The organism is Streptomyces novaecaesareae, assembly GCF_000716875.1.
Classification (GTDB): domain Bacteria; phylum Actinomycetota; class Actinomycetes; order Streptomycetales; family Streptomycetaceae; genus Kitasatospora; species Kitasatospora novaecaesareae.
In genome coordinates this window covers 1-24,824 of sequence record NZ_JNWQ01000096.1, presented here as the reverse complement: position 1 = coordinate 24,824, position 24,824 = coordinate 1, and the positions used below count along the sequence as shown (strand labels likewise).

20 protein-coding genes are annotated in these 24,824 nt (G+C 74.4%); 4 read left to right on the top strand and 16 right to left on the bottom strand.

The genetic code is table 11. The annotated features are described in order from the left end of the window. Window positions 1-69: 69 nt before the first annotated feature. The 6 genes from OP86_RS28065 to OP86_RS28040 all read right to left on the bottom strand — a co-directional run bounded on the left by OP86_RS28065 (window position 70) and on the right by OP86_RS28040 (window position 6,069). Window positions 70-1,317: a hypothetical protein gene (locus tag OP86_RS28065; protein ID WP_051830814.1), complete on the bottom strand. Its 1,248-nt coding sequence runs from the start codon at window positions 1,315-1,317 to the stop codon at window positions 70-72. 98 nt (window positions 1,318-1,415) lie between these two features. After that, window positions 1,416-1,958: a SigE family RNA polymerase sigma factor gene (locus tag OP86_RS28060; protein WP_030062511.1), complete on the bottom strand. Its 543-nt coding sequence runs from the start codon at window positions 1,956-1,958 to the stop codon at window positions 1,416-1,418. Window positions 1,959-2,095: 137 nt separating this feature from the next. After that, on the bottom strand, window positions 2,096-3,328 hold the full coding sequence (gene mycP / locus OP86_RS28055) for a type VII secretion-associated serine protease mycosin (protein ID WP_234435077.1): 1,233 nt from the start codon (window positions 3,326-3,328) through the stop codon (window positions 2,096-2,098). 100 nt (window positions 3,329-3,428) lie between these two features. Beyond that, the gene (locus tag OP86_RS28050; protein WP_030062513.1) at window positions 3,429-3,722 is read right to left on the bottom strand and encodes a WXG100 family type VII secretion target; all 294 of its coding nucleotides are present in this window, start codon (window positions 3,720-3,722) and stop codon (window positions 3,429-3,431) included. Window positions 3,723-3,842: 120 nt separating this feature from the next. After that, window positions 3,843-4,148, bottom strand: a complete 306-nt coding sequence (locus OP86_RS28045; RefSeq protein ID WP_030062514.1) for a WXG100 family type VII secretion target — start codon at window positions 4,146-4,148, stop codon at window positions 3,843-3,845. A 205-nt stretch (window positions 4,149-4,353) separates the two neighbouring features. Then, on the bottom strand, window positions 4,354-6,069 hold the full coding sequence (locus tag OP86_RS28040; protein WP_030260196.1) for a type VII secretion protein EccB: 1,716 nt from the start codon (window positions 6,067-6,069) through the stop codon (window positions 4,354-4,356). A 187-nt stretch (window positions 6,070-6,256) separates the two neighbouring features. Here OP86_RS28040 and eccE point away from each other — a divergent pair, with 187 nt between their 5' ends. From eccE to OP86_RS28025, 3 genes are all read left to right on the top strand, one after another. Beyond that, window positions 6,257-7,657 (top strand): type VII secretion protein EccE, encoded by a 1,401-nt coding sequence (gene eccE / locus OP86_RS28035; protein ID WP_078589390.1) that lies wholly within the window; start codon window positions 6,257-6,259, stop codon window positions 7,655-7,657. Further along, window positions 7,657-8,424, top strand: coding sequence for a hypothetical protein (locus OP86_RS28030; RefSeq protein WP_051830813.1), 768 nt, complete (start codon window positions 7,657-7,659; stop codon window positions 8,422-8,424). The genes eccE and OP86_RS28030 overlap by 1 nt, the downstream gene beginning before the upstream one ends. A gap of 131 nt (window positions 8,425-8,555) precedes the next feature. After that, complete coding sequence (locus OP86_RS28025; protein ID WP_030260202.1) at window positions 8,556-10,781, top strand: MinD/ParA family ATP-binding protein; 2,226 nt, start codon at window positions 8,556-8,558, stop codon at window positions 10,779-10,781. Between the two features lie 57 nt (window positions 10,782-10,838). Here OP86_RS28025 and OP86_RS28020 read toward each other — a convergent pair whose 3' ends face one another. The 10 genes from OP86_RS28020 to rimP all read right to left on the bottom strand — a co-directional run bounded on the left by OP86_RS28020 (window position 10,839) and on the right by rimP (window position 24,268). Further along, the gene (locus OP86_RS28020) at window positions 10,839-11,783 is read right to left on the bottom strand and encodes a bifunctional riboflavin kinase/FAD synthetase (RefSeq protein WP_030062519.1); all 945 of its coding nucleotides are present in this window, start codon (window positions 11,781-11,783) and stop codon (window positions 10,839-10,841) included. Window positions 11,784-11,849: 66 nt separating this feature from the next. After that, entirely contained in the window at window positions 11,850-15,554 is a 3,705-nt protein-coding gene (locus OP86_RS28015) for a hypothetical protein (RefSeq protein ID WP_051830811.1), read from the bottom strand. A 256-nt stretch (window positions 15,555-15,810) separates the two neighbouring features. Further along, window positions 15,811-16,740 carry a tRNA pseudouridine(55) synthase TruB gene (truB, locus tag OP86_RS28010; protein WP_030062507.1) on the bottom strand — a complete coding sequence of 310 codons (930 nt, stop codon included), beginning with the start codon at window positions 16,738-16,740 and terminating at the stop codon, window positions 15,811-15,813. 47 nt (window positions 16,741-16,787) lie between these two features. After that, complete coding sequence (locus OP86_RS28005; protein WP_078589392.1) at window positions 16,788-17,891, bottom strand: DHH family phosphoesterase; 1,104 nt, start codon at window positions 17,889-17,891, stop codon at window positions 16,788-16,790. A gap of 2 nt (window positions 17,892-17,893) precedes the next feature. Further along, the gene (gene rbfA, locus OP86_RS28000; protein ID WP_030062504.1) at window positions 17,894-18,334 is read right to left on the bottom strand and encodes a 30S ribosome-binding factor RbfA; all 441 of its coding nucleotides are present in this window, start codon (window positions 18,332-18,334) and stop codon (window positions 17,894-17,896) included. A gap of 153 nt (window positions 18,335-18,487) precedes the next feature. Continuing rightward, window positions 18,488-18,784, bottom strand: coding sequence for a DUF503 domain-containing protein (locus OP86_RS27995; protein ID WP_030062503.1), 297 nt, complete (start codon window positions 18,782-18,784; stop codon window positions 18,488-18,490). A 150-nt stretch (window positions 18,785-18,934) separates the two neighbouring features. Next, a complete protein-coding gene (gene infB, locus OP86_RS35265) occupies window positions 18,935-22,042 on the bottom strand; it encodes a translation initiation factor IF-2 (protein WP_078589394.1) in 3,108 nt (1,035 codons plus the stop codon). A 229-nt stretch (window positions 22,043-22,271) separates the two neighbouring features. Continuing rightward, window positions 22,272-22,514 carry a YlxR family protein gene (locus OP86_RS27980; RefSeq protein WP_030062501.1) on the bottom strand — a complete coding sequence of 81 codons (243 nt, stop codon included), beginning with the start codon at window positions 22,512-22,514 and terminating at the stop codon, window positions 22,272-22,274. A gap of 155 nt (window positions 22,515-22,669) precedes the next feature. After that, window positions 22,670-23,674 (bottom strand): transcription termination factor NusA, encoded by a 1,005-nt coding sequence (gene nusA / locus OP86_RS27975; protein WP_030062500.1) that lies wholly within the window; start codon window positions 23,672-23,674, stop codon window positions 22,670-22,672. A 54-nt stretch (window positions 23,675-23,728) separates the two neighbouring features. Then, on the bottom strand, window positions 23,729-24,268 hold the full coding sequence (gene rimP / locus OP86_RS27970; protein WP_030062499.1) for a ribosome maturation factor RimP: 540 nt from the start codon (window positions 24,266-24,268) through the stop codon (window positions 23,729-23,731). A 251-nt stretch (window positions 24,269-24,519) separates the two neighbouring features. On the opposite strand from rimP, the gene OP86_RS27965 reads away from it, so the two are divergent. Continuing rightward, window positions 24,520-24,824, top strand: a 305-nt coding sequence (locus tag OP86_RS27965; protein WP_157849860.1) for a hypothetical protein, incomplete at its 3' end; no start/stop codon positions are given.

Genomic DNA, 24,824 nt, shown 5'->3' with positions numbered 1-24,824 from the left:
TCCCCCACCTCCCCCACAGAGCGGTGCCCCGGGCCTCCCCCAGCCCGGGGCACCGCCACGTTCACGCCCCTACTTCTTGGGCTTCCACGCCGGGCCGGCGGCGATCGCCTTCAGCTGCTCCACGGTGAGCAGCTGCTGCCCGGTCGGGCCCTGGGCGACCATGACCTCCATGCCGTCCGGGTGCAGCACGTTCACCCGCACCGGCTGCTTGTCCTTGCTGTCCGGGCCGCCGAGGACGAGCACCTTGGTCCCGTCGGGCAGGGTGACCGCGTCCTTGAACGCCTGCTGCCCGGGGTTGTCCGCGGACTTCGCCCAGTTCTCCACCCGCAGCACCAGCGAGCCGGCCGCCTCGCCCCGGGCCAGCTGGAATTCGGCCGCCAGCGCGCTGCCGCTGCGGCCGGCCACGGTGACCCCCTGGGGCAGCAGCCCGACCAGGACGGCCTCCCGGTCCGGCAGCGACAGACCGGGGTCGATCGCGTCGGTGTCGATCCCGTTGAACTTGACCGCCGCGACCATCCGGTCCCAGGACTTGTCGGTGACGATCGCCTTCAGCTGGTCGAGGGTGAGCGGCGGGTTGGGGCGGCTGTCCCGGGCGCCCTTCTCCGCGGGCGCGTTCCACTCGCTCACGTTGATGTCCCGGCCGTCCGCACCGGACAGCGAGGCGTGCCACTCCTTGGTGTCGGCCCGCCCGTCCGAGTACTCGTAGCCCTGTTCGAGCATGAGCCGAGAGCCGTCCGGCAGGGGGGTGACGGTGCAGGAGTCGACCCGGGCGGGCTTGAAGTCCTTCGGGCAGGTGAGCGGCTGCGCCTGGTTGGGGTGGTGCTTCTGGATGCCGATCTGGATCAGCGACTTGCCCTGGCCGTCGTCGAAGACCACGTCCGCGCCGACGAAGGTGCCGCCCATCCGCTCGTCGTCGGTGCCGCGCCCCTTGGCCTCGGTGGTCTCGCCCCTGGGCAGCAGGGCCTGGAAGGTCGCCAGCACCTCGTCTCCGGTGACCACCGCCGGGGCCGAGGACTTCACCGTCGTCGGAGTGGTCGCGGGGCCGGCGCCGGCGGCGGTGGTCGTCGGGGCGGCGGCCGCGCTCACCGTGCCCGCGTCCTTCGCCCCCGCCGAGCCGGTCAGGTACACCGCGCCGGTGCCCACCAGGGCCAGCGCGGCCGCGCCGCCCACCACGGCGGCGGTCGAACGGCGGCGCCAGCGGCTGCGGCCGCGGCGGTAGCCGCCCGCGACCAGTTCGGCCTGCTCGGTGCGGAAACCTTCACCCGTACGGGTGAGGGCATAGAGAAGATCGTCCTCGAACTTTTCCGATTCGGACATGGGCGTCCACCGTCTCCTTGCGTCACGGGTTCCGAGAAGTGCTGTTCGCGAGAAGTGCTGTTCGCGAGAAGTGCTGTTCGTGCGGGCGGCCACCGGCCTCAGCGCGCGGCGAGCTCGGCCAGCGAGTCGCCGAGCAGGGTGCGCAGCCGGGCCAGCGCCCGGGTGGTACGGGTGCGGACGGCCCCGGAGGAGACCCGCATCACCTCGGCGGTCTCCTCGACGCTGCGGTCCTCCCAGTAGCGCAGCACCAGGACCGCACGGTCCTTGGGCGGCATCCGGCCGAGCGCGTCGAGGAGGGTCAGCCGCAGACTGCTGTCCGCGTCGTGCCCCTCCCGCTCCGGCAGAGCGTCGGTGGGGCGCTCGCCGCTGGAGCGGCGGCGCTGCTGGGCGAGGAAGGTGCGCACCATCACGGTGTGGGTGTAGGCCGCCGGATTGGCGATCCGGCCCAGGCCGCCGGTGAAGGCGCTGCGCCGCCAGAGCACGTACATCCGGCTGAGGGCCTCCTGCACCAGGTCCTCGGCGTAGTGGGTGTCACCGCTGGTGAGCAGGCAGGCCGAACGGTAGAGGTGCCCGGTACGGCTGGAGACGAGCTCCAGGAACTCGGCGTCCTTGGCCTCCCGGCCCGCCCCGATCCACCCCATGCGCGCTGCCCCCCGTGCTCCGCCCTCACCGACACTTGATCGATGCGGTGGGCGGGCGGCGGTGTTACAGCCGTCGCGGAGGAAGTTTCGAGGCGCCCGGCTCAGCCCGCGGACCGGCCGGCGCTTCGGTCGGCGGCTCAGCCGGCGGACTTGCGCCGGTGGTCGCGCAGCACCACGCCGCCGCCGATCAGCAGGGCGACCAGCAGCACGCCGACACCGAGGACGTACGTCGCGGTGCGGCCGTCGCGGTCCGCCTGGGTCTCGCCGAGGCCGACCGGCTGCGGCACGATCGGCGCGGAGGCGAGCTGCACCGGGGCGTCCGGGACGGCGGTGGCCGGCGCGACCTCGGGGGCCTTGGTGACGGCCTTGACCGGGTCCACCACGCCCCAGCCGACGAACGGGTCCGGGTCGCGCTGGGTGCGCTGGGCGGTCTGCTCGATCCAGGCCCGCACCTGGGCCGGCTTCCAGTTCGGGTGCGCGCCGACCAGCAGCGCGGCGAGCCCGGAGACGTACGGGGCGGCGAAGCTGGTGCCGTTGTCCACGCACTGCCCGCCCCGGGGGACGGTGGAGAGCATGTCGACGCCGGGCGCGGCGACCTTCACGAAGGAGCCGTACTGGGAGAACGGCGCGCGCTCGTTGTTGCGGTCGGAGGCGCCGACGGCCAGCACGGTCGGGAAGGCGCCCGGGTAGGTGTCGCCCTCCTTGCCGTCGTTCCCGGTGGAGGCGACCACCACGACCTTGTTCTGCTCGGCGAACTCGACGGCCGCCTTCAGGTCCGCGTAGCCGCCGAACTGGGTGTTGGCCGCGCCGCGCACGTCCTGGGAGATGTTGATGACCTGGGCCTTGGCGGCGACGGCCTCCTTGATCGCCTGGACCAGGGTGGAGACGTCGCCGTTGCCGTCGCTGTCGTTCTGCCGGATCGAGAGGATCCTGGCGTCCGGGGCCAACCCGACGAAGCCGGTCCGATCGCTCTTGCGGGCCGCGATGATGCCGGCCACCTTGGTGCCGTGACCGACCGGGTCCTCGGTGGACTTGCCCTGGATCTTCTCCTTGGTCTCCCGGTTGACCAGCAGGTTGGGGCCCGCGTCGATCTTGCCGGCCAGCTGCGGGTTGCCCTCGTCCACCCCGGTGTCGATGACCGCGACGGTCACGCCCGCACCGGTGGTCCGCCCTCCCTGCCACAGCTCGTCCAGCAGCAGGCGCTGCAGCGACCACGGCACGGTCTGCACGTCGGGGGCGTTCTGGGGGCAGTCGCCCGCGGCGGCCAGCCCGGGCCCGCCGTCGGCGTACGCCGGTGCGGCGAGCGGGCCGCCCAGCACCACCAGCGCGGCCAGTGCCGCGGCCGCCTTCCGGTACCCGCGTCCGGACACCCTGCCACCCCTCATGTCGTCCACCCGTGCCGCGCGCCGAGGGGCGGGTGCCCGGAATCCGGGTACCCGCCCCCTGTCGTTCCCGCTTGGGAACGCGTGGTCAGTGCTGCCAGAGCTTGGCGTTGTTGTCCTCGGTCGTCTTGTAGCTCTGCGCGGCGTTGTCCAGCGAGGTCGCGATCTGCGAGCAGACCTGCTGCAGGTCCTTGGCGCGGTCGTCCCAGATCTTCTGGTGGGCCTGGTAGCCCTCCTGGGCGACACCCTGCCAGCTGGCGGCGATGCGCGTGACATTGCCCTTGAGGTCGTTCAGCAGGTGGTCGATGCGGCCCGCCGAGGCGCGCACCTCCTCGGCCGCGTGGTGAACGGTCTCGAAGTTGACGAGAATGTGGTCGGACACGTTGTCTCCCTTGACGAGGGTGCGGAGCGTCCCGCGGTCAGTTGCGGGCGCCCCGCCGAGCGGTGGATCGGAACAGACCGGCGATCAGCGCGGTGACGGCGATCGAACCGGGAACGGCGATCAGCCCTGGGCGGTGGAGAACATCGCCTTCTGCTCTTCTTCGGTGCTCGCGTAGTGCTTGGTGGTCTGCTCGATCGCGTGCTTGATCGCGTTCAGCGATTCCTTGAGCTTCGCGATGTCGTCGTTGACCTTGTTCTGCAGGTTCGTGTAGGCCGTCGCCGCCTGGCCCTGCCAGCCGCCGGTGATGCCCGAGACCGTGCTGATGAGCTTGGTCCGCTCAGCCTCGATCTTGCCGATGGCCTCTTCGATCTGCTTGGCGAAAGCCAGCATCTCCTGAGCGGTCATCGTGAACTGACCCTGAGCCATGCTCCACCGTCCCCCATGAGACAACAATTGCGTGCGCGGAGGGCCCTGCGGGCCCGGCCGCCGCATCACCCGTGTGATGCCCAGCAGCACTGTAGTCGGCACACGCAACTCGCCCAACACCGAGCACCGAGTAGTTACCAGACCATGACACTGTGGCCAATTCCTTTGCCGCGCCGGGCCGGTCAGGCGTTCTACCGCCCGCTGATCAGGCGTTCTGCGGCTGGGCGGCGCTCTTCGCGGCCAGCGGCGGGCCGGCCGGGACCAGGTCCGACCACTCGCGCGGCACCGGCAGCGGCTGGAGCCCCTGGTACCCCAACCGGGCCTGGTTGCCGCCCGGTTCGTCCGGTTGCTGGCTCGGCTGCTGACCCTGCTGCGGGTCCGGCGCCGCCGGGTTCGGGGCGCCCGGGTTCGGTGCCGCCGGCTGCGGGGCCGGCGCCTTCGGGGCGCCGCTCTGGCCGGGCTGCGCCCCCGGCGAGGGGGTGCCGCCGCGGCCGCCGTCGCCGTTGGACGGGACGGCGTAGCGCAGCCCGGTCTCGGTGATCAGGAAGTCGGTGCCGGAGCCGGCGGTGGTGTTGTTCAGCGCCCGGTAGAACAGGCCGTGACCGGGGGTCACGTACGCCGCGCCGGCACCGTTGTTGTACTGGGCGGGGTACGAAGTCCCGGCCCAGACGCTGCGCTTGGGCGTACGGCCGTCCTCGGCGACACCGTCGAAGGTGCTGCACACGACCAGCCGGGCGTCCTGGCGGTCCTGCCAGTTGTTCACCGGCGCACCGGACTTCATCGGCCAGTCGGCCGCGGTGTCCGGCAGCCGGACGTCGCTCCCGTACCGGGACTGGTCGGCCGGGGTCATCTCGTCGCTGCGCGGCTTCTTGTCCTGGTCGTACTTGTAGAGCACCTGGTAGGCCGGGTTCTGCCGGATCAGCTCCGCCTGGAACGCCGTGATCAGGAAGAGCCTGTCCTTGCCGACCACGTAGGCCCGGTCCTGGTAGTGCACCAGCCGGCCGATCCGCTGGTCGGCGGCGTTCTCCAGCTTCACCTGGGAGTTGGGGTTCTGGCTGTCCGCCACCCCCTCGACCTGCGGGAAGGTGACCGGGGTGCCGTTGACCAGGGTGTCCAGCCAGTCCCGCTTGACCCGCTGCGGCACCGCGTTGGGTCCGAAGACCGCGGTGACCAGCGACTTGCGCTCCTTGTCGTCCGACTGCGGGGAGCCGATCTCGTGCTTGCGGCCCTGCGCGTCGACCAGGTAGACCTTCGCGCCCGAGGCGGCCGGCTGCCCCGGCGCCGCCGCGGCGGAGACCTGCTGCTCGTCCGCCTGCTGCACCAGCATCAGCTGGTCCGGGCCGAGCATCCGGTCCTTGGCCGCCAGCGCCGCCGCGTCCTGGGCGGCCGCCACGAACACCGCCTGGTTGACGGTCTCCTGCTTCTCGTCCGAGCCCGGCCGGTCGCAGACCGCCCACTTCATCGACTGGCCCGCGTTGTCCTTGCTCGGCAGCTTGTCCGGCGCGTACGGGATGCCGATGGTCGGGCCGTGGTTGGGGTACCGGTCGAGCACCCCGTCGTCCACCACCACGACCTTGGCGTCGGCGGGCAGCACCAGCCGCGCCGAGGACATGTTGAGCACCTGGTGCAGCCGCTTGGTCTTGCCGTCCGGATCGAACAGCACCACGTACCGGGTCGTCGACTGCTTGCCCTGGATGATGTTCTTGCCGTCGTCCCACTTCACCGGCGCGCTCGGCTTGAACACGCCCCACAGCCCGAACCCGGCCACGATCACCGCCCCGGCCAGCACACTCGGCAGCACCGCCTTCACCGGACGCGGCGCATCCTCGTCGCTGCCGCCGCCGGCGGGCAGCAGGAAGGCTCCCACCGTCCGCTTGCGGGCGAAGGTGTACGCGTTCAGCTCGTCCCGGCGCGATGCCATCCTGGTCGTCCCCCTTGTCAGACGTGTGTCGGACCTCGTCCGACCGACCTGCCCCGTGGTCCACCCGCCGGGCACGAACCCGCGCGAACCCTCTACGATGCGGCAGCAGACGGTGAGTACGGTACGGGTACGGTCCGCGAACCAGCCAGCCGGGCCGCGACAACGGATCAGAGAGGGCCACCGGGGGATGCCAAGCCAGACCGCTCCAGGACGCCGCCGCAGTACGGGCGGCGGGAGGGCGCGCCGGTCCGGCCGGGCGCAGCAGGGCGGCCCGGCCGCCGGGACCGCCCGACCGCAGCCGACCACCGGGGGCGGCGGTGCCGTCCAGGTCCGCGTCAATCCCCGACCCGGCCTGCTCGGCGGCCGGTTGAAGCTCCAACAGCTGGTCCTGGTCGAGGTCGCGGCCGCGCTGGTCGCGGTCGGCTGGACGATCAGCCGCGCGGTCGCGGCCGGCTTCGGCGCGGTCGCGCTGCTGCTGCTCGTCCTCGCGGCCGTCCCGGTGCGCGGACGGACCATCCCGGAGCTGCTGCGGGTGCGCTCCGCCCTCAAGTCCCGCCGCAAGCAGGCCAGGACGCTGCTGCCGCCGGTCGGCACCGACCCGGCGCTGGCGCCGGCCCTGGAGCTCGAACCCGGGCTGCGCACCTGCACCCACGCCACCGAGGCCGAGTTCGGCGGCCGTCCGGTCCGCCGGGAGACCGGCATGGTCGGCGACGGCACCTTCCTCAGCTCGGTGCTGCTCGTCCAGGCCAAGGACCAGCCGCTGCGCCCGGTGCGCACCGCGCTGCCGCTGCCGCTGGACGTGGTCTGCTCGGCGCTCACGGTGGACGACATCACCCTGGAGTCGGTGCAGCTCGTCCAGCACACCCAGCCCGCCCCGGCCCCGCACCTGCCCGAGCAGTCGCTGGCCGCCCGCGCCTACCGCGAACTGCCGGACGGCACCTCCACCCCCGGGCTGCGGCTGACCTGGGTCGCCCTCAAGCTCGACCCGGAGCGCGCGGCGACCGCCGTCCGGGCCCGCGGCGGCGGCGAGGAGGGCGCCCGCAAGGCACTGCAGCGGGTGACCGACCAGCTGGCCGGGCGGCTCAACAGCGCCGGGTTCAACGCGACCGTGCTGGACGAGCGCGAGCTGATCGCCGCGCTTGCCATCTCCGCCTGCGCCAACCCGATCGCGGTGGCCGGCCGCCAGGGCACCGGCAGCGGCGGCGGCACCACCCGCCGCACCCAGGAGGGCGGCCGGTTCTGGCGGATCGACGACCGCTGGCACACCACCTACTGGATCTCCCGCTGGCCGCAGCTGAGCCGCCCCGACGGCGCCCCCGGCCGGATCGCCGCACCGGACCTGGTCAACCTGATCACCGGCTCCCCCGCCCTCGCCAGCACCTTCAGCCTGACCGCCGGGCACGGCACCGGCGGCTCGGTCACCGTCAGCGGACACCTGCGGGTGACCGGCCGCAGCGAGAGCGAGGTCGGGCAGGTCGGCCGCCAGGTGGAGACCCGGGCGCAGAGCGCCGGCCTCGGACTCGTCCGGCTCGACCTGGAGCAGGCCCCCGGCATGCTCGCCACCCTGCCACTGGGAGGAGCGTCCTGATGGCGTACCAGACCTATCCGGCCCTCGGCCCGCAGCCCGGCGCCGAGCAGCACCGGGCCCGGCCGCGGATCCTGCCCGGCTTCGGGCTGCGCGGCCCGCGCCGGGAGAAGCACGTACTCGAACCGGCCGACCTCGCGGCGCTGGCCTTCCCGGTCGGCGACGACGGCGTGGTCATCGGCGTCGACCCGCAGGGGCTGCCCGCGGTGCTCGGCCTGTTCCGCCCCAGCGCGTACGACCTGGTGCTGGTCGGCGGCATGTGGACGGCGCAGATCATCGCGCTGCGGGCGGCCGCGATCGGCGCCCGGGTCGCGGTGGAGACCGCCCGCGGGCAGCTGTGGGGTCCGATGGCGCAGGCCGCCGGCGGCGGCCAACCGTGCGTGACGATCCACCAGGTCGGCCGGCTGGGCCCGCAGGGCGCCTCGGTGGCCTCGCCGGTGCTGGTGGTGCGCGACCTCGGCGCCCGCCCGCCGCGCAGCCGGCTCTCCGCCGCACCCTGGCAGACCACCCTGACGCTGCTGCCGTACCTGGGCCCGAACGCCACCCGGGTGCTGAACGCGGCCGACCTGGTCGGCGTGCAGCGGATCTCCCCGCAGGAGGCGGAGCTGACCGGCCGGGTGCTGTCGCTCCCGCCGGAGGACGTGGCCACGCTGCCCACCCTCGGCGACGACCTCACGCTGTGGGCGACCCGGATGCGGCGCCAGTACGTACGGGCCGTGGCCGGGCAGGCCGAACAACAGGTGCTCGGCGGCCCCCGCCGGATGGACTGAGCAGCGGCTCGCCGCACCCGGCGGGCGTCCGCGGAACCGAAGCCGCCTTCAACGGGGGTTGCCGTACGGCCTAGTCTGTGATGCGGCAACGGCACCGCTGAACAAGCGGCGGCGAACACGAGGGAGCCAGAGTGAGCAGCGATCGGGACGGCGTCTACGTCGGCGACAACGCGGCAGAGGACGACGACGACTGGTCGGACGCGCCTGACTACACTCCCCCGTCCTGGTACGTGCAGACGGACGCTCCGGGAGCACCGGCGGCTGGGACGACTCCCGCCGCGTCGGCGGCGGCTCCGGTGGGCCCGCCCGCCGGCCCGGCCGACGCGCCCGCCGGCCCGGCCGACGCGCCCGCCGCGGCGGTCCCGGGGCACGCGGCCGCTCCGGCGCCGGTGCCCGCGCAGGCTCCGGCCGTGGCGGACGCCCCGGTGGCCGCCGCGGCTCCGGCGCAGGACCACGCTCCGGCCCAAAGCCACGCTCCGGCCCAGGACCACGCTGCGGCCCAGCCGCCCGTGCCGGCCGCGAACCAGGCTCCGGCGGCCGCGCCCGCCGCATCGGCGCACGTGCCTCCGGTGCCGCCGGTCCAGGCCGAGGCGCAGCACGTCCCGTTCCCGGTGGCCTCCCCGGTGCCCTCCCCCGCCGCCGAGCAGCCGCCGGCCGCCGCACCGGCGTGGCCGTCGCCGGAGGCCCTGGCGCAGCAGGGCGTACCCCAGCCGTACCCGGCGCCGACCGCGGCCGCGCCGCAGCCCGTCCCGCCGCAGACGTATGCGCAGCCGCCCGCCCAGCCCGTGCCGCCGCAGAACCCGCAGAGCCCGCAGGACCAGCACCCCGCGTGGGACCCGCAGGCCGCGTGGGCCGCCCAGCAGGCCGCCCAGGCCCAGCCGGCCGCCCCGCAGCCCCAGCCCGCACCGGCCCCCCAGCCCGGCCCGGTGGACCCGCGCCAGGGCGGCTGGCCGCAGCCCGCCGCCTACCAGCAGCCGGCCCAGCCCCAGCCCGGACCGCCCGCCGCTCCGCAGCAGGCCCAGCAGCCGGCCCCCGCGCAGCTCTGGCAGCAGCACCCGCAGGCCCCGCAGCCGGCCGCCTTCCAGCAGTCCGCCGCCCCGCAGCAGACCGCGCACGGCGCTCCGCTGGGCTACACCGCCGCCGTCGAGCTGTCCTCGGACCGGCTGCTGCGCAGCCAGCCCAAGCAGCAGCGCCAGCAGCCGCGGTTCCAGTTCGGCGGCAAGGCCGCGGCGGCCGAGAAGTCCCGCAGGCTGGAGATCATCCGCACTCCGGTGCTGAGCTGCTACCGGATCGCCGTGATCAGCCTCAAGGGCGGGGTCGGCAAGACCACGACCACCACCGCGCTCGGCGCGACCCTGGCCAGCGAGCGCCAGGACAAGGTGATCGCGATCGACGCCAACCCGGACGCCGGCACCCTGGGCCGCCGGGTCAAGCGCCAGACCGGCGCGACCATCCGCGACCTGGTGACGGCCATCCCGCACCTGCGCAGCTACATGGACATCCGTCAGTTCACCTCGCAGGACCTGAACTCGGGCCTGGAGATCCTGGCGAACGACGTCGACCCGGCGGTCTCCACCACCTTCAACGACTCGGACTACCGCCAGGTCATCGACGTGCTGGGCCGCCAGTACCCGATCATCCTGACCGACTCCGGCACCGGCCTGCTGTACAGCGCGATGCGCGGGGTGCTGGACCTCGCCGACCAGCTGATCATCGTCTCCACCCCCAGCGTGGACGGCGCCTCCAGCGCCTCGACCACCCTGGACTGGCTCTCCGCGCACGGCTACGCCGACCTGGTGCAGCGCAGCATCACGGTGGTCTCCGGGGTGCGCGAGACCAGCAAGATGATCAAGGTCGAGGACATCGTCGCGCACTTCCAGACCCGCTGCCGCGGCGTGGTCGTGGTGCCCTTCGACGAGAGCCTGGCGGCCGGCGCCGAGGTCAACCTCGACATGATGCGGCCCAAGGTCCGCGAGGCGTACTTCGAGCTGGCCACCCTGGTCGGCGAGGACATCATCCGGGCCCAGCAGGCCGCCGCCCAGCAGGCCTCCTGGCAGCAGCCGCAGCAGGCCCCGCAGCCGCAGCCCTACCAGGGCCAGGGCGCGCACGCCCCGCAGCCCGCCCCCGGCGCACCGTGGGCGCCGCAGCCCGGCCAGACCCCGCCGCCCCCGCCCGGGTACGGCTACCCGCAGCAGCAGCCCTGGCAGCAGGGCGCCCCCGCTCCGCAGCCCGGCCCCGGCTACGGCTACCCGGCCCCCCAGGGCCAGCCGCCGGTGCCCGCCCCGCCCGCCGAGCCGGACGGCTACCAGCCCCCGCCGCCCGGCTACGGCTACCCGCCGCAACCGCCCCGGCAGTGACACCACGGGAAGGGCCCGCCGACACCAAGGCGGGCCCTTCCGTCGTCGTCCGCTCGCTCAGACGCCGTCGGTCAGCTCACGAGCGCGCTTGACGTCGTCGGCCATCCGGTCCAGCAGCGCGTCGATGGAGTCGAACTTCTCCATCCCGCGCAGGTAGGCCAGGAAGTCCACCGCGACGTGCAGCCCGTACAGGTCCAGGCCGACCCGGTCGATGGCGTACGCCTCGACGGTGCGGGCGGTGCCGTCGAAGGTCGGGTTGGTGCCGACCGAGATCGCCGCCGGCATCCGCTCGCCATCCGCTGTCAGCCAGCCCGCGTACACGCCGTCGGCCGGGATCGCGCTGTGCGGCACGGTCTCGACGTTGGCGGTCGGGTAGCCCAGCTCGCGGCCGCGCTGCGCGCCGCGCACCACCTCGCCCTCGACCCGGTGCGGGCGCCCCAGCACCTCGTTGGCACCGGCCATGTCCCCGGACTCCACCAGCCGACGGGTCAGGCTGGAGGAGAACGGCTCGCCGTCCCCGGCCGTGCCGCACACCTGCAGGTCAACCACCTCGACCTCGAAGTCGTCCGCCCCGCCCAGCTCGGCGAGCAGCGCGACGTCCCCCGCGGCCCGGTGCCCGAAGCGGAAGTTGGGGCCCTCGATGACGACCCGCGCGTGCAACGCCTCCACCAGCACCTGCCGGACGAAGAACTCCGGGGACTCCTTCGAGAACTCGGTGGTGAACGGCAGCACCAGCACCGCGTCCACACCGAGCTCCGCGATCAGCTCGGCCCGGCGCGGGTGCGGCGCGAGCAGCGGCGGGTGGCTGCCCGGCCGGATGACCTCGCGGGGGTGCGGGTCGAAGGTCACCACGACCGCGGGGATGCCGAGTTCGCGGGCGCGCTCGACCGCCCGCCCGATGATCAGCTGATGTCCGCGGTGCACCCCGTCGAACGAGCCGATGGTGACGACGCTGCGTCCCCAGTCCCCGGGGATCTCCTCCAGGCCACGCCAGCGCTGCACCTGAACCGCTCCTTGTTCCGTACGGTGCGTACGTTCTGTACGCTCAAACGCTCAAAACCCGAACCCCTATAGCGTGCCATGCGCCTGCCCCGGCTCAGGCACCGGAATACGGGTTGAGCGCACCGGCGGCCGCACCGCCCGCCCGGGTGCGGTCCGCTCCGCCTCGGCGGCGGCGTACTGCGGGTCCCGGCCGGCCGCCGCCAGGGCCCGCATCCGGGCCAGCCGGGGGCCGTCCGGAGCGGTCGGGGCGACGTCGCGCGGCCACCGGGCGAGCAGCCGGGCGAAGGCCGCGGAACGGCCGGCGCAGCGCACCAGCAGCTCGTCGGCGTCCGGCAGCCCCGGGACCGCCCGGGCCAGCACGGCACGCGCGCGGGCCGGCTTCTCGGCCGCGCAGTGCTCGGCGAGCCGCTCCACGGCGGCGGTCAGCACCACCGGGTCGGTCTCGGTGGCGAGCAGGGTGTCCAGCAGCTCGCAGCGCAGCGCGTCCGCCGCGGGATCGGCCACCGGGACGGACAGCACCTCGGCGAACGGCCGGTGCACCGCCGCCGTCCGGGTGCCCAGTGCGGTGCCGAGCAGCACCCGCAGCTCCAGCCGGTCGGCCGGGCCGACGCCCGCGGCGCGCTCCAGCCGGCGGCCGAGGTAGTCGACGGCGACCGGGCCGGCCAGCCCCGGGTGGGCCCGCAGCAGCCGGGCGGCCAGCTCGGCGCCCCGCCGGACGGCCGCCGGGGCGGCCGCGTCGGCGAGCACCCGCAGCGTCTCGGTGGGCGCCGCCCCGGGCAGCGTGCCTGAAGCCGCGCCGGAAGCCGCGCCGGGCGCCGCCAGCCGGTCGGCGAGTGCGGCCAGGACGGCCTCCGGGTGGCTCTCCAGGGCCGGGGCGAGCGCCCCGGGGGTGAGGAAGGCGTCGCCGCCCGCCCGGTGCAGGGCGAGCGCCGCCGGGAGGTGCTCGGCCCGGGTCGCCGGATCGCGGACCAGCAGGGCCAGCGCGGCGCCGTGCAGGCCGGGCTCGTCCTCGCGGGCGAGCAGGGTCAGCGCGGTGAACCGCAGCAGGTCGGCCCCGGCTCCGGCCGCGTACGGGGCGGTGCGCAGCCCGTGCACGGCGGCCGCGACGTGCCGTTCGGGCCGCCGGTCGTGGCTCCAGCGGTCCACCGCGCGGCAGAGCGCGGACGGCTCCTCGGCGGCGAGCACGGTGAGCAGCGCGTCCGCCCTCGGGTGCGCGGCGTCGGCCAGCGTGTCGGCCAACTCGTCCAGGGCGAGCCGCCGGTGGGCGTACAGCAGGTCGTGGGCGAGGTCGGCGACACCGGACCATCCGTTGGGACCGGGGCGGCCCGGCAGGCCGCGCGGGTCGTCGAACCAGGCGCAGAGCAGCGGGAACACCGTGACCGGGTCGGCCCGCAGCCGCTCGGCCACCGCGCCGAGGAAGCGCTGCCCGGGGCCGTCGGCGGCCACCAGGCGTCGCAGCAGCGCGAGTTCGGCCTCGACGGGCAGGCCGAGGCCGGTCCAGAAGGCCGGACCGAAGCGGCCGAGCCCGGCGGCCGGGAGCGCCGGCGCCCCGCCCGCCGCGGCGGCCCGGTCGGCGATCCGGCCGGCCAACTGGTCCAGCAGCGCCCGGTGTTCGGCCGGATCGGGGCTGGCGGCCAGCCCGGCGGTGAGCAACCGGGCCGCCCACCAGGCGGGTTCGCTGCCGGGCGGGCGCAGGTCCACGGCGCGCCAGATCCGGTGCAGCCACGGGTCCAGGGCGGGCGCGCCCCAGGTTTCGGCGACCAGGCGCAGCGCGGCGGCGACCGGGCCGATCCGGTGCCGGGGGACGGCGTACGCCCGGGCGGCCGGGCCGGTCCGCTCTCCCCCTGCCCGGCGGCCCGGAGGCGTCCCCGGCGCACCCGGCTCCTCCGGTCCGTCGGCCGGCTCGGGGGGCGTGTCCTCGGCCTCCCCGAGCAGCAGCCGCAGCGCCGCGTCCAGATCCAGGTGCAGGCCCTGCAGCCAGTCGGCGAACTCCCCGTGCGCGAAGCGGAATCCGGGCCCGGCGGGCACGAACAGGCCCTCGGCCAGCACCGCCGTCGCCCAGCCGCCGTCTGCCGGGAACAGCTCCTCGAAGGCTGCCCCGTCCAGCCCGCCCGGCTCGCTGCCGAGCATCCGCCGGGCCGCCTCGTGCACCCGCCCGGCCACCGCCGCCGCGAGCCGGCGCACCCGCCCGTGGCGCGGTCCGCCCGGCCGGGCGGCGCCCCGGCGGTGGGCGCCGCCGCGCCGGGGCCGGCCGTCCCCGGCCAGCCGCTGGGCCACCCGCAGGCAGCGCAGGTCCAGGAAGGCGCCGAACAGCTCGCCCCGACGCGCCGAGCCGTCCCGCAGTCCTTCGGCCCACAGCTCTCCGGCCAGCCGTACGGCCAGCGGGTGCCGGGCGTCCTCGGCGGCCGGGCGGCCCGACGGCAGGCCGTAGCGGCGGCGCACCCGCTCGGCCGCCTCGGCGGGCAGCGGCCCGAGCCGTTGCCCGGCCAGGCTCGGCCCGCCGGGACCGGCGACGTCCATCCGGACGGTGGGGGCGCTGCTCAGATCGCCGTCCGGGTGCGGCTCCTGGGCGCGGTGCGCGCCCGGCGTGCCGCTCCCCCAGGCCTCGGCCGCCAGCCGCTCCCAGAGCTCCTCCCCGCAGGCGGTCAGCAGCCGCGCCCCGCAGCCGGTCAGCCACTGCCCGGCGCCGCGCAGCCAGCGCGCGTCCAGCGGCACCGGGGCCTCCTCCGGGCCGTCCAGGAGCACCAGCAGCGGCCGCCCGGCCGCCGCGCACAGTGCCGCCACCGGCTCGGGCGCGGGCGCCGGGGTGTCGAGTTCGGCCGCCGCCGCGGCCAGCGCCCGCTGCACCGCGTCGGCGAGCGAGCGGTCCTCGGCGTGCAGGTCGGCGCCGCGCAGCCAGAGGGTGGGCAGTGGTTCGGCGGCGCCGGAGCGGCGGACCGCCAGCGCGGCCAGTTCGGTGGAGCGCCCGCTGCCGGCGGCGCCGACCAGTGCGGTGAGGGTCGCGGGCGGCTCGTCCCCGACCAGGCCGTCCGGCCGGTCCACCCGGTCCGCGGCCAGCCCGGCCACCCGTCCCGGCCCGGCCCCGGCGGCCGCCAGCTGGGCGGCGGTCAGCCGCAGCACCCCGGCCAGGTTGAGCGCCGGCCCGTACGCGGGCACGGCCGCGGCGTTGCGCGCCAGCAGCCCGGCCAGCTCCTCGGCGACCTCGGCCCCGCTCCCCGCCGCCACCGCGGGCAGCGCCCCGCCGTGCTGCGGTCCCCGGAGGGCGGGCGCGGCCAGCGCGATCACCGCGCCGCTGCGGGCGTCCAGCACGGGCGAGCCGGCCGGCACCGTCACACCGCCGACCACCGGCACGTCCAGCAGCAGCACCCCGCCCAGCAGGTGCCCGCCGTACGCGGCACCGGTGAGCCCCAGCAGCCCGCAGCGCAGCGCGACCGCCCGTCCGTCCTCGCCCGCCAGCGCGGGCAGCAGGACCTCGTGCCCGGCCCCGACGGCGGCCACCGGCAGCGGTGGCACCGGCAGCCCGCCGACCCCGTCGGTGCGCAGCAGCGCGAGCCCCTGCTCGGGCAGCGGCAGGACGGCGTCCGGGCCGAGCACCCTGGTCTGCCCGCCGGGGGTGTGCAGGACGACCCGATCCAGCCCGGCCACGCTCTCGTGCGCGGTGAGCACCCCGCCCTGCGGGTCGGCGACGAACCCTAAGCCGTGCAGCCGCCCGTTGAGATCGCGGATCCGCAGCAGGTAGCGCCCCGGATCGCGCTCCAGAAACCCCGGCATGGCTGGCCCCCTCGACCGTCGTTCGCTCACCGCCGGGAGCCTGCCCGCCCCGGCGCCGACCCGACCGCGCCCGCGCCGCTCACCACGGGCGTTCACCTCGCGCGCTCCCTCGTGCGGGTGACCGCCCCCGCCGGGTGCACGGGTCCCCGGAAACGGCGAAACCCCCGCCGGACTCCCGACGGGGGTTTCTGCGCGACCGGCCCGACCGCGACCGGCTCGGCCGACCGTGACCGGGCTCAGCCGACCGCGGCCGCTCTCAGCCGACGAAGACCGCGACCGGCTTCGCCTGCCCGCCCTTCTCCTCGACCAGGGCGAGGAAGCGCCCGTCCGGCCCGAACACCGCGATCGGCCCGTCCACGCCCAGCCCGGGCGCCTTGAGCCGGGCGCCGTGCGACAGCTTCTGCGCCGCCGCCTCGTCCAGGTCCCAGCGCGGGAAGGCGGCCGCCGCGGCCTCCCCGATCGGCAGCACCTGCAGCCCCTCGGCGGACTCGCCGGTGACGGCGGCCTCCAGCTGCTCCAGGGTGTGCGCCGACTCCACCGAGTACGGCCCGACCTTGGTGCGCCGCAACGCGGTCAGGTGCCCACCCACGCCCAGCCCGGCGCCCAGGTCCCGGGCCAACGCCCGGATGTAGGTGCCGGAGGAGCACTCGACGGTGACGTCCAGATCGATCACCGGCGTGCCGTCCTCGGCGACCGCCGCGCGCTGCTCGTGCACGGTGAAGGAGTGGATCGTGGTCGGCCGGGCGGCCAGCTCGAAGTCCTCGCCCTCGCGCACCCGGGCGTACGAACGCTTGCCGTCGATCTTGATCGCGCTGACCTTGGAGGGCACCTGCATGATCTCGCCGGTGAGCGCCGCGATCCCGGTGTCGATCGCCTCCCGAGTGACGGCGTCGGCCGGGGTCGAGGCGGTGACCTCCCCCTCCCGGTCGTCGGTGACGGTGGTCTGGCCGAGCCGGATGGTCGCCTCGTACGTCTTGGCGGTGAGCATCAGGTGGCCGAGCAGCCGGGTGGCCCGCTCGACGCCGATCACCAGCACGCCGGTGGCCATCGGGTCCAGCGTGCCGGCGTGCCCGACCTTCCTGGTCCCGGCCAGCCACCGCAGTTTGGCGACGACCCCGTGGGAGGTGATGCCCTCGGGCTTGTCGACGATCACCAGGCCGTCAGGGCCGGTGCCTTTGCGCTTCATCGGGTTCTTTCTCTGAGTGACGTCAGGAGATGATCAACGCGGAATGATCAATTATGGGGCCGCAGCGCGCCCCGGAACCGCTCGACCACCGCGGCCACGTCCTCCCGGACGCTGAATCCGGCCGCGAACACGTGCCCCCCGCCGCCCAGTTCGGTACAGGCCGCGGCGACGTCCACCGCGCCCTTGGAGCGCGAGGAGCCGCGCAGCGTGCCGTCCGGGTCCTGCTTGAGCACCAGCGCCACCTCGGCCTCGGCCGGGCGGCGCAGGATGTCGATCAGCCCCTCGATCTCCTCGACCGTGACGCTGAACAGCGCCAGGTCCTGGTACGGCACCCAGGTCCACACCAGGCCGAGCCCGCCGGCCGCCTCCGGCTCGTAGACGGCCCGGTCGAGCGCGCCGGCGAGCACCTTGAGGTAGCCGAAGGAGGAGGTGTCCCAGAGCTGCCGGGAGATCAGGTCGTGCCGGATGCCGGTGGCCAGCAGCCGACCGGCGAGTTCGTGGGTGGCGGGCGTGGTCGCCCGGTACTTGAACGAGCCGGTGTCGGTGGCGACCCCGGTGTAGAGGCAGGTGGCCAGGGCCTGGTCGAGCTCGACGCCGAGCCGGCGCAGCAGTTCGTCGACCAGGACGGCCGTGGCCGGCGCGGTCGGGTCGATCAACTGGTGGGTGCCGAAGCCCGGGTTGGAGGCGTGGTGGTCGAAGACCACCAGCACGGGCGCGGCGAAGGCCTTGTCGTGCAGCAGGCCGAGCCGGCTCTGCGCGGCCACGTCGAAGCAGAGCACCAGCTCGGGCACGTCCGGGACGTCGGAGGCCGGCACGATCAGCTCCTGGCCGGGCAGGAAGGCCAGCGACTCGGGCACGATCTGCGGGTCGTCGCCGAAGGAGACCCGCACCTGCTTGCCGAGCGCGCGCAGCGCCAGCGCGGCCGCCAACGAGGAGCCCAACGCGTCGCCGTCCGGGCAGATGTGGCAGATCAGGTCGATCGAGCGGGCCCGCCCGATCTCCGCCACCACCTGCTGCCAGAGCAGCTCGAAACCGCTCTCCTCGGCGCGCGGGCCCGGGAGCGCCGCGAGGGCACCCTCCACCGTGCTGGTGGAGGACGCCCCCGTGGTCGATCCGGCTCGCGAGGCGGCCTTCGCCGGCTCACCCGCCATGACTACTCGTCCTCGTCGTCACGCTCGGACGCCGGAACCTTGTACGGGTCCACGTCGCCGGCGTAGGTCGCCCCGACCGCGGTGGTGCGCACCGCCGCGTCGATGGCCTTGGCCCGGTCGAGCAGGTCGTCGATGTTCCGGGCGTTCTCCGGCAGCGCGTCCGCGACGAAGGTCAGCGACGGCGTGTGGCGCACCCCGATCTTGCCGACCTCGGAACGGATCACGCCCTTGGCGCTCTCCAGCGCGGCCGCGGTGGCCTGGCGCTCGGTCTCGTCACCGAAGACGGTGTAGAAGACGGTGGCCTCGCGCAGGTCCCCGGTCACCCGGGTGTCGGTGATGGTCACGAACCCCAGTCGCGGGTCCTTGATCCGCCGCTCCAGGGTCTGGGCGACGACCACCTGGATGCGGTCGGCGAGCTTGCGCGCCCTTGCGGTGTCGGTCACGTTGCCTCCTCGTGCAGTGGGCCCGGTACCCGGGCGAGTTGTGCACCCGTCGGGGCCCACGCCCCAAAGTACCGGCCCGCGCCCGGCCTTGCGGGCGCTCCGGGTCCTGATCCGTGTGAGAACGGCGACTTCCGCCGGCCGGCTCCACGGCTCTCATTCGTCGTCGTCGTTGTGGTACCTCCTCCTCGCGGAGAGGAGCTGCACCTCGGGGCGGCCGGCGACCAACCGCTCACAGCTGTCCAGGATCTCGGTGACGTACCCGGCTTCGCCGGCCACCACCGCGAGGCCGATCTCGGCCCGGCGGTGCAGATCCTGGTTCCCGGTCTCGGCAGCGCACACGCTGTACTTGCGCTGCAGTTCGGCCACGATGGGCCGCACGATCGAACGCTTCTCCTTGAGCGAGTGGACGTCGCCCAGCAGCAGGTCGAAGGTGAGTGTTCCCACGAACATGTGTGACAGGTCTAGCCGACCTGGAAGGCCTCGGGGAGCAGCCCGGAACCGGGCTGCCGTCGCTACATCCGACTACCCCGGACCCTACACAGCGAGACCGGGGCCGGTCGACGGAAATACCACCCGTCGACCGGCCCCGGCTACCTGCGACTACACGCGCGGCTTCTCGCGCATCTCGTAGGTCTCGATGACGTCGTCGACCTTGATGTCGTTGAACGACCCCAGGGTGACACCGGCCTCGAAGCCCTCGCGGACCTCGGTCGCGTCGTCCTTGAAGCGGCGCAGACCCTCGATGGTGAGGCTCTCCGCCACGACCTTGCCGTCGCGGATGAGGCGGGCCTTGGCGTTGCGGCGCAGCAGGCCCTCGCGGACGATGACACCCGCGATGTTGCCGAACTTGGAGGAGCGGAAGACCTCGCGGATCTCCGCGGAGCCGAGGCGCACCTCCTCGTACTCGGGCTTGAGCATGCCCTTGAGGGCGTTCTCGATCTCCTCGATCGCCTGGTAGATGACCGAGTAGTACCGGACGTCCACGCCTTCCTTGTCGGCCGCGGCGCGCGCACGGCCTTCGGCGCGCACGTTGAAGCCGATGATGATGGCGTCCGAGCCCATCGCCAGGTCCACGTCGGACTCGGTGATGGCACCCACACCGCGGTGCAGGACCCGGAGCTCGACCTCCTCGCCCACGTCCAGCTTGACGAGGGCGTCTTCCAGGGCCTCGACCGAACCGGAGACGTCACCCTTGATGATGAGGTTGAGCTGCTCGATGGAGCCGGCGGCGATGGCCTTGTCCAGGTCCTCCAGGGACACCCGGACCCGACGCTGCGCGAAGGCGGCGTTGCGGTCGCGGGCCGAGCGCTTCTCGGCGATCTGGCGGGCGGTGCGGTCCTCGTCGACGACGATGAAGCTGTCGCCGGCGCGGGGCACCGAGGTCAGACCGAGCAGCAGCACCGGGCGGGACGGGCCGGCCTCGGCGAGGCTGTTGCCGTTCTCGTCCAGCATCGCGCGGACGCGGCCGTAGGCGTCGCCCACGACGATCGAGTCGCCGACGCGGAGCGTACCGCGCTGCACGAGCACGGTCGCCATGGCGCCGCGGCCCTTGTCCAGGTGCGCCTCGATGGCGATACCCTGCGCGTCCTGCTCCGGGTTGGCCCGGAGGTCCAGCGAGGCGTCCGCGGTCAGGACCACGGCCTCCAGCAGCTGGTCGATGTTCAGGCCCTGGCGCGCGGAGATGTCGACGAACATGGTGTCGCCGCCGTACTCCTCGGCCACCAGACCGAACTCGGTCAGCTGACCGCGGACCTTGGTCGGGTCGGCGCCCTCGACGTCGATCTTGTTGACGGCGACCACGATCGGCACACCCGCGGCCTTGGCGTGGTTCAGCGCCTCGACCGTCTGCGGCATGACACCGTCGTTGGCCGCGACCACCAGGATCGCGATGTCGGTGGACTTGGCACCACGGGCACGCATGGCGGAGAACGCCTCGTGACCCGGGGTGTCGAGGAAGGTGATCGGACGCTCTTCGCCGTTCACCATCGTGGCGACCTGGTAGGCACCAATGTGCTGGGTGATGCCACCGGCCTCGCCGGCCACCACGTTGGACTTGCGGATGGCGTCCAGCAGGCGGGTCTTACCGTGGTCGACGTGACCCATGACGGTGACGACCGGCGGGCGCGGGGCCAGCTGGTCCTCGTCGCCCTCGTTGGCACCGAAGTCGATGTCGAACGACTCCAGCAGCTCGCGGTCCTCGTCGTCCCGGCTGACGATCTCCAGGACGAAGCCCATCTCGTCCGCCAGCAGCTGCAGCGTGGCGTCGGAGACCGACTGGGTCGCGGTGACCATCTCACCGAGGTTGAACATGACGGAGACGAGCGCGGCCGGGTTGGCGTTGATCTTCTCCGCGAAGTCCATCAGCGAGGCGCCGCTCGACAGGCGAACGGTCTGGCCGTTGCCGCGAGGCAGCATCACACCGCCGACGGACGGGGCCTGCATGGCCTCGTACTCCTGGCGCTTCGCCCGCTTCGACTTGCGGCCACGCGCCGGGCGACCGCCCGGGCCACGACCGAAGGCGCCCTGCGTGCCACCACGGGCACCCGGGCCGCCGGGACGGCCGCTGAAGCCGCCGGGACGCGGACCGAAGCCGCCGCCGCCACCGGGGGCACCGCCACCGGGACGCGGACCGCCGAAGCCACCGCCACCGGCCGGGCGCGAGCCCGGACCGGCCGGACGGCCCTGGAAGCCCGGACGGGCGCCACCGGCACCCGGACCACCCGGACGGCCACCGGGGCCACCCGGACCACGGCCACCCGGACCCGGACGCGGGCCGGCCGGACGCTGCGGCATCATGCCCGGGTTCGGGCGCGGCATGCCGGACGGGGTCGGGCCACCGGGACGCGGCGCGGCCGGACGCGGCATGCCGTCGGGACGCGGAGCACCACCCGGACGGGGGGCACCGGCGCCCGGAGCACCCGGACGGGGCGCACCACCCGGACGCGGCGCACCGGCACCGGGGGCGCCGGCGGGACGCGGACGGTCGCCACCCGGACGCGGCGCACCGGCACCCGGGGCACCGGCGGGACGCGGACGGTCGCCACCCGGACGGGGACGGTCGCCACCCGGGGCGCCGGCACCGGCCGGACGCGCACCCGGCGCGCCCTGACGGCGCTCGCCGGGGCGGCCCATGCCGGTGGCGCTGCCCGAGGTGAACGGGTTGTTGCCCGGACGCGGGCCGGCCGGGCGCGGGCCCGGACGGGCGCCGCCGGCGGCCTGGCCACTCGGGCGCGGGGCCTGGGTGGACGGACGCGGGGCGTCACCGGCCGGAGCCGGCGAGGAGAACTCGGCCGCGGGCGCGGCCGGGGCCGCCGGAGCGGCGGGACGCGCGGCCGGACGCGGGCCCGGAGTCGGCGCGCCGGCCGGCTTCGGGGCGGGGGCGGCCGGAGCGGCGGGAGCCGCGGCGGCCGGGGTCGGACGGGGACCAGGGGTCGCGCTGGGGCGCGGACCCGGGGTCGGGGCACCCGGCTTCGGGGCACCCGAGCCGGAGGGGGAGGGCGCCGCGGTCTTCCGCGGGCCCGGCTTGGCAGCGGAACCACCGCCGGTGGGGGACACACCAAGTGCGTCAGTCAACTTGCGCACGACCGGCGCCTCGATCGTCGAGGACGCCGAACGGACGAACTCACCGAGCTCGGTGAGCTTGGCCATGACGGCCTTGCTCTCCAAGCCAAGCTCCTTGGCGAGTTCGTAAACCCGGACCTTAGCCACTTCACTCCTGTCTATGAGTCCGGGGGTCTCGTCCGCCGGACCGTCGCTACTTCATGGGCGTACCCATCGCGTACTCATCGCGTACTCATCGAGTGCTCATCGCAATCTCGACCTACTTCCACATCGCGAGGTACCTGACTGGTGCACGGCGCGCGGCTGCCCGAGCGCTGTGCTTGTTGCGGTGGTTCTCCGCCGCGTGGAGCGGCGGCCGTCGCGGGAGGTGGCCCGACTACGAGGCCCCGCCTGCCCGCTCCCCGATGAACTCGCGGAGCCGCTCCGTGTCGAGCGTGCCCTGGAGCCGGAAGGCCCGGGGGAACGCCCGACGGCGGACCGCGAGGTCGAGGCAGGCCGGATCGGGGTGCAGGTGAGCTCCCCGGCCCGGCAGTGCGCCACGGGGGTCGGGGACGCACTCGCCCTCGACCGCCGTGACACGCAACAGCTGGTGCTTGGCCGCGCGCTTGCGGCAGCCCACGCAGGTGCGTTCCGGGCGTGCTCGGACGTGCGTCCGGCCAGACGAAGGCAAGTCTACCCCTCCGAAGCGACATGGCGCCGCCCCATGGATCCCGGGGGACCCGCTGGGACGGCTACGACAACACCGATCACCGGCCGTTCGCCACTCAATTTCCCCTACCGGGGCTGGTTGCCGTCCTCCGGCTGACCCTCGGTGTCGGGCCGGATGTCGATCCGCCACCCGGTCAGACGGGCGGCCAGGCGGGCGTTCTGCCCCTCCTTGCCGATCGCCAGCGAGAGCTGGTAGTCCGGCACGATCACCCGGGCGGAACGCTGGGCGGCATCCACGATCTCGACGCTCGTCACCCGCGCGGGGGACAGCGCGGCGGCGACCATCTCGCGGGGGTCCTCCGACCAGTCCACGATGTCGATCTTCTCGCCGTGCAGCTCGCCCATCACGGCGCGCACCCGGGCACCCATCGGGCCGATGCAGGCGCCCTTGGCGTTCAGCCCGGCCCGGCGCGACCAGACCGCGATCTTGGTGCGGTGGCCGGCCTCACGGGCGATGGCGGCGATCTCCACGCTGCCGTCCGCGATCTCCGGGACCTCCAGCGCGAACAGCTTCTTCACCAGGCTGGGGTGCGTGCGCGACAGCGTCACCGAGGCCCCGCGGACACCGCGGCGCACCGCCACCACGTAGCACTTCAGCCGGGTGCCGTGCCGGTAGTCCTCGCCCGGGACCTGCTCCTGCGGCGGCAGGATGGCCTCCAGCTTGCCGATGTCGACCAGCACGTTCTTCGGGTCGTTGCCCTGCTGGACGACACCGGTGACGATGTCGCCCTCCTTGCCCGCGTACTCGCCGAAGGTCTGGTCGTCGGCGGCGTCGCGCAGGCGCTGCATCATCACCTGGATGCCGATGCTGGACGCGATCCGGCCGAAGCCGTTCGGGGTGTCGTCGAACTCCTTCGGCTCGACACCCTCCTCCAGCTCCGTCGGGTCCTCCATCGCCCACACGGTGACGTGGCCGCTCTTGCGGTCCAGGTGCACGCGGGCGCGGCGGCGCGAGCCCTCGGTGCGGTGGTACGCGGTGAGGAGGGCGGACTCGATGGACTCGACCAGCAGGTCGAAGGGGATGTTCTTCTCGTTGACCAGCGTGCGCAGGGCACTCATGTCGATGTCCACGGCTACGCCTCCTCGTCTTTCGTCACGTTCGTCATGGTCGTACGGCAACCGAGGTCACTCGGCGCCGTCGTCCCCCTCGTCGAAGTCCGCGGCCTCGTCCAGGAGCTCGTCGTCGTCCTTGCGGTTGAACTCGACCTGGACGCGCGCCCGGGCCACCTCCGCGTACGCCAGACGGCGCTCCTTCGGGCGGCCGCGCCCCTTCACCGGCTGCACCTCGACCAGTGCGCCGTCCTCGTCGGCCTCCAGCACCCTGGCGACGATCTCCCCGCCGTCCGCCAGGTGGATCTTGGCCAGCCGACCTTCCGCGCGCTGCCAGTGCCGGGGCAGGACCAGCGGACGCTCCGCACCCGGCGAGCCGACCTCAAGAAGGTAGGCCTCGTCCCCCATCAGGTCCGACTCGTCCAGGGCCTCGCCGACCACCCGACTGAACTCGGCGATGGCGTCCATGTCCACGCCGTCGTCCGTGTCGACGTCGATCTGCACCTGCCGGCGACTGCCCGCCTTGGTGACCCTGACGTCCTCCAGATCCAGTCCGGCCTGCGCGGCCAGCGGCTCCAGCAACTCGCGCAGCCGGTCGGTGTGGGTGGTGCTCATCCGGGTGGACTCCTCGGCCGCGTCTGCTGTTGTCAGAAGGTCGCCGCGCGCCCTCGGCGCCACACCGGGTCACGGCAGCTCGGCCCAAAGCCTATCCGGTGAAGTCCCCAACCACCGATTCCGGACCACCCCCGGCCGCCCGCACACCACCCACTGCGAGCAAGCTCACACCTGCCGAACGTGAGGATTCTGTAATCATTCACGCCAACGAGGGCTGGCAGGGGAGGCCGTCCTCCCGCACACGCCCCGGAGTGACCCCGATGCAGCCGCCCAGCCGACGGACCTTCCTGTCCCTCGGACTGCTCACCCTGACCGCCTGCACCACCGACCACCCCGGCGCCACCCCCGGCAGCACCGGCCCCCGCCCCGACCCGGACACCCCCGTCCGCCTCCGCGCGATCGCCGCCACCGACACCCTCCTCGCCGGCTACGACACCCTCCCCTCGGCCCCCGCCACCCTCCGCGCCGAGAACACCCGACACCGCGCCGCCCTCGCCGAAGGCCTCACCACCCCCCTCCCTGTCTCTTATACACATCTGACGCTGCCGACGAGCGA

Coding starts and splice junctions, on each gene's coding strand:
- OP86_RS27995 (WP_030062503.1), bottom strand. CDS start 18,784: ATGTTCGTGGGAACACTCACCTTCGACCTGCTGCTGGGCGACGTCCAC.
- OP86_RS28060 (WP_030062511.1), bottom strand. CDS start 1,958: ATGGGGTGGATCGGGGCGGGCCGGGAGGCCAAGGACGCCGAGTTCCTG.
- OP86_RS28030 (WP_051830813.1), top strand. CDS start 7,657: ATGGCGTACCAGACCTATCCGGCCCTCGGCCCGCAGCCCGGCGCCGAG.
- OP86_RS28040 (WP_030260196.1), bottom strand. CDS start 6,069: ATGGCATCGCGCCGGGACGAGCTGAACGCGTACACCTTCGCCCGCAAG.
- OP86_RS28045 (WP_030062514.1), bottom strand. CDS start 4,148: ATGGCTCAGGGTCAGTTCACGATGACCGCTCAGGAGATGCTGGCTTTC.
- OP86_RS28005 (WP_078589392.1), bottom strand. CDS start 17,891: ATGGCGGGTGAGCCGGCGAAGGCCGCCTCGCGAGCCGGATCGACCACG.
- rimP (WP_030062499.1), bottom strand. CDS start 24,268: ATGAGCACCACCCACACCGACCGGCTGCGCGAGTTGCTGGAGCCGCTG.
- eccE (WP_078589390.1), top strand. CDS start 6,257: ATGCCAAGCCAGACCGCTCCAGGACGCCGCCGCAGTACGGGCGGCGGG.
- OP86_RS28015 (WP_051830811.1), bottom strand. CDS start 15,554: ATGCCGGGGTTTCTGGAGCGCGATCCGGGGCGCTACCTGCTGCGGATC.
- truB (WP_030062507.1), bottom strand. CDS start 16,740: ATGAAGCGCAAAGGCACCGGCCCTGACGGCCTGGTGATCGTCGACAAG.
- OP86_RS28065 (WP_051830814.1), bottom strand. CDS start 1,317: ATGTCCGAATCGGAAAAGTTCGAGGACGATCTTCTCTATGCCCTCACC.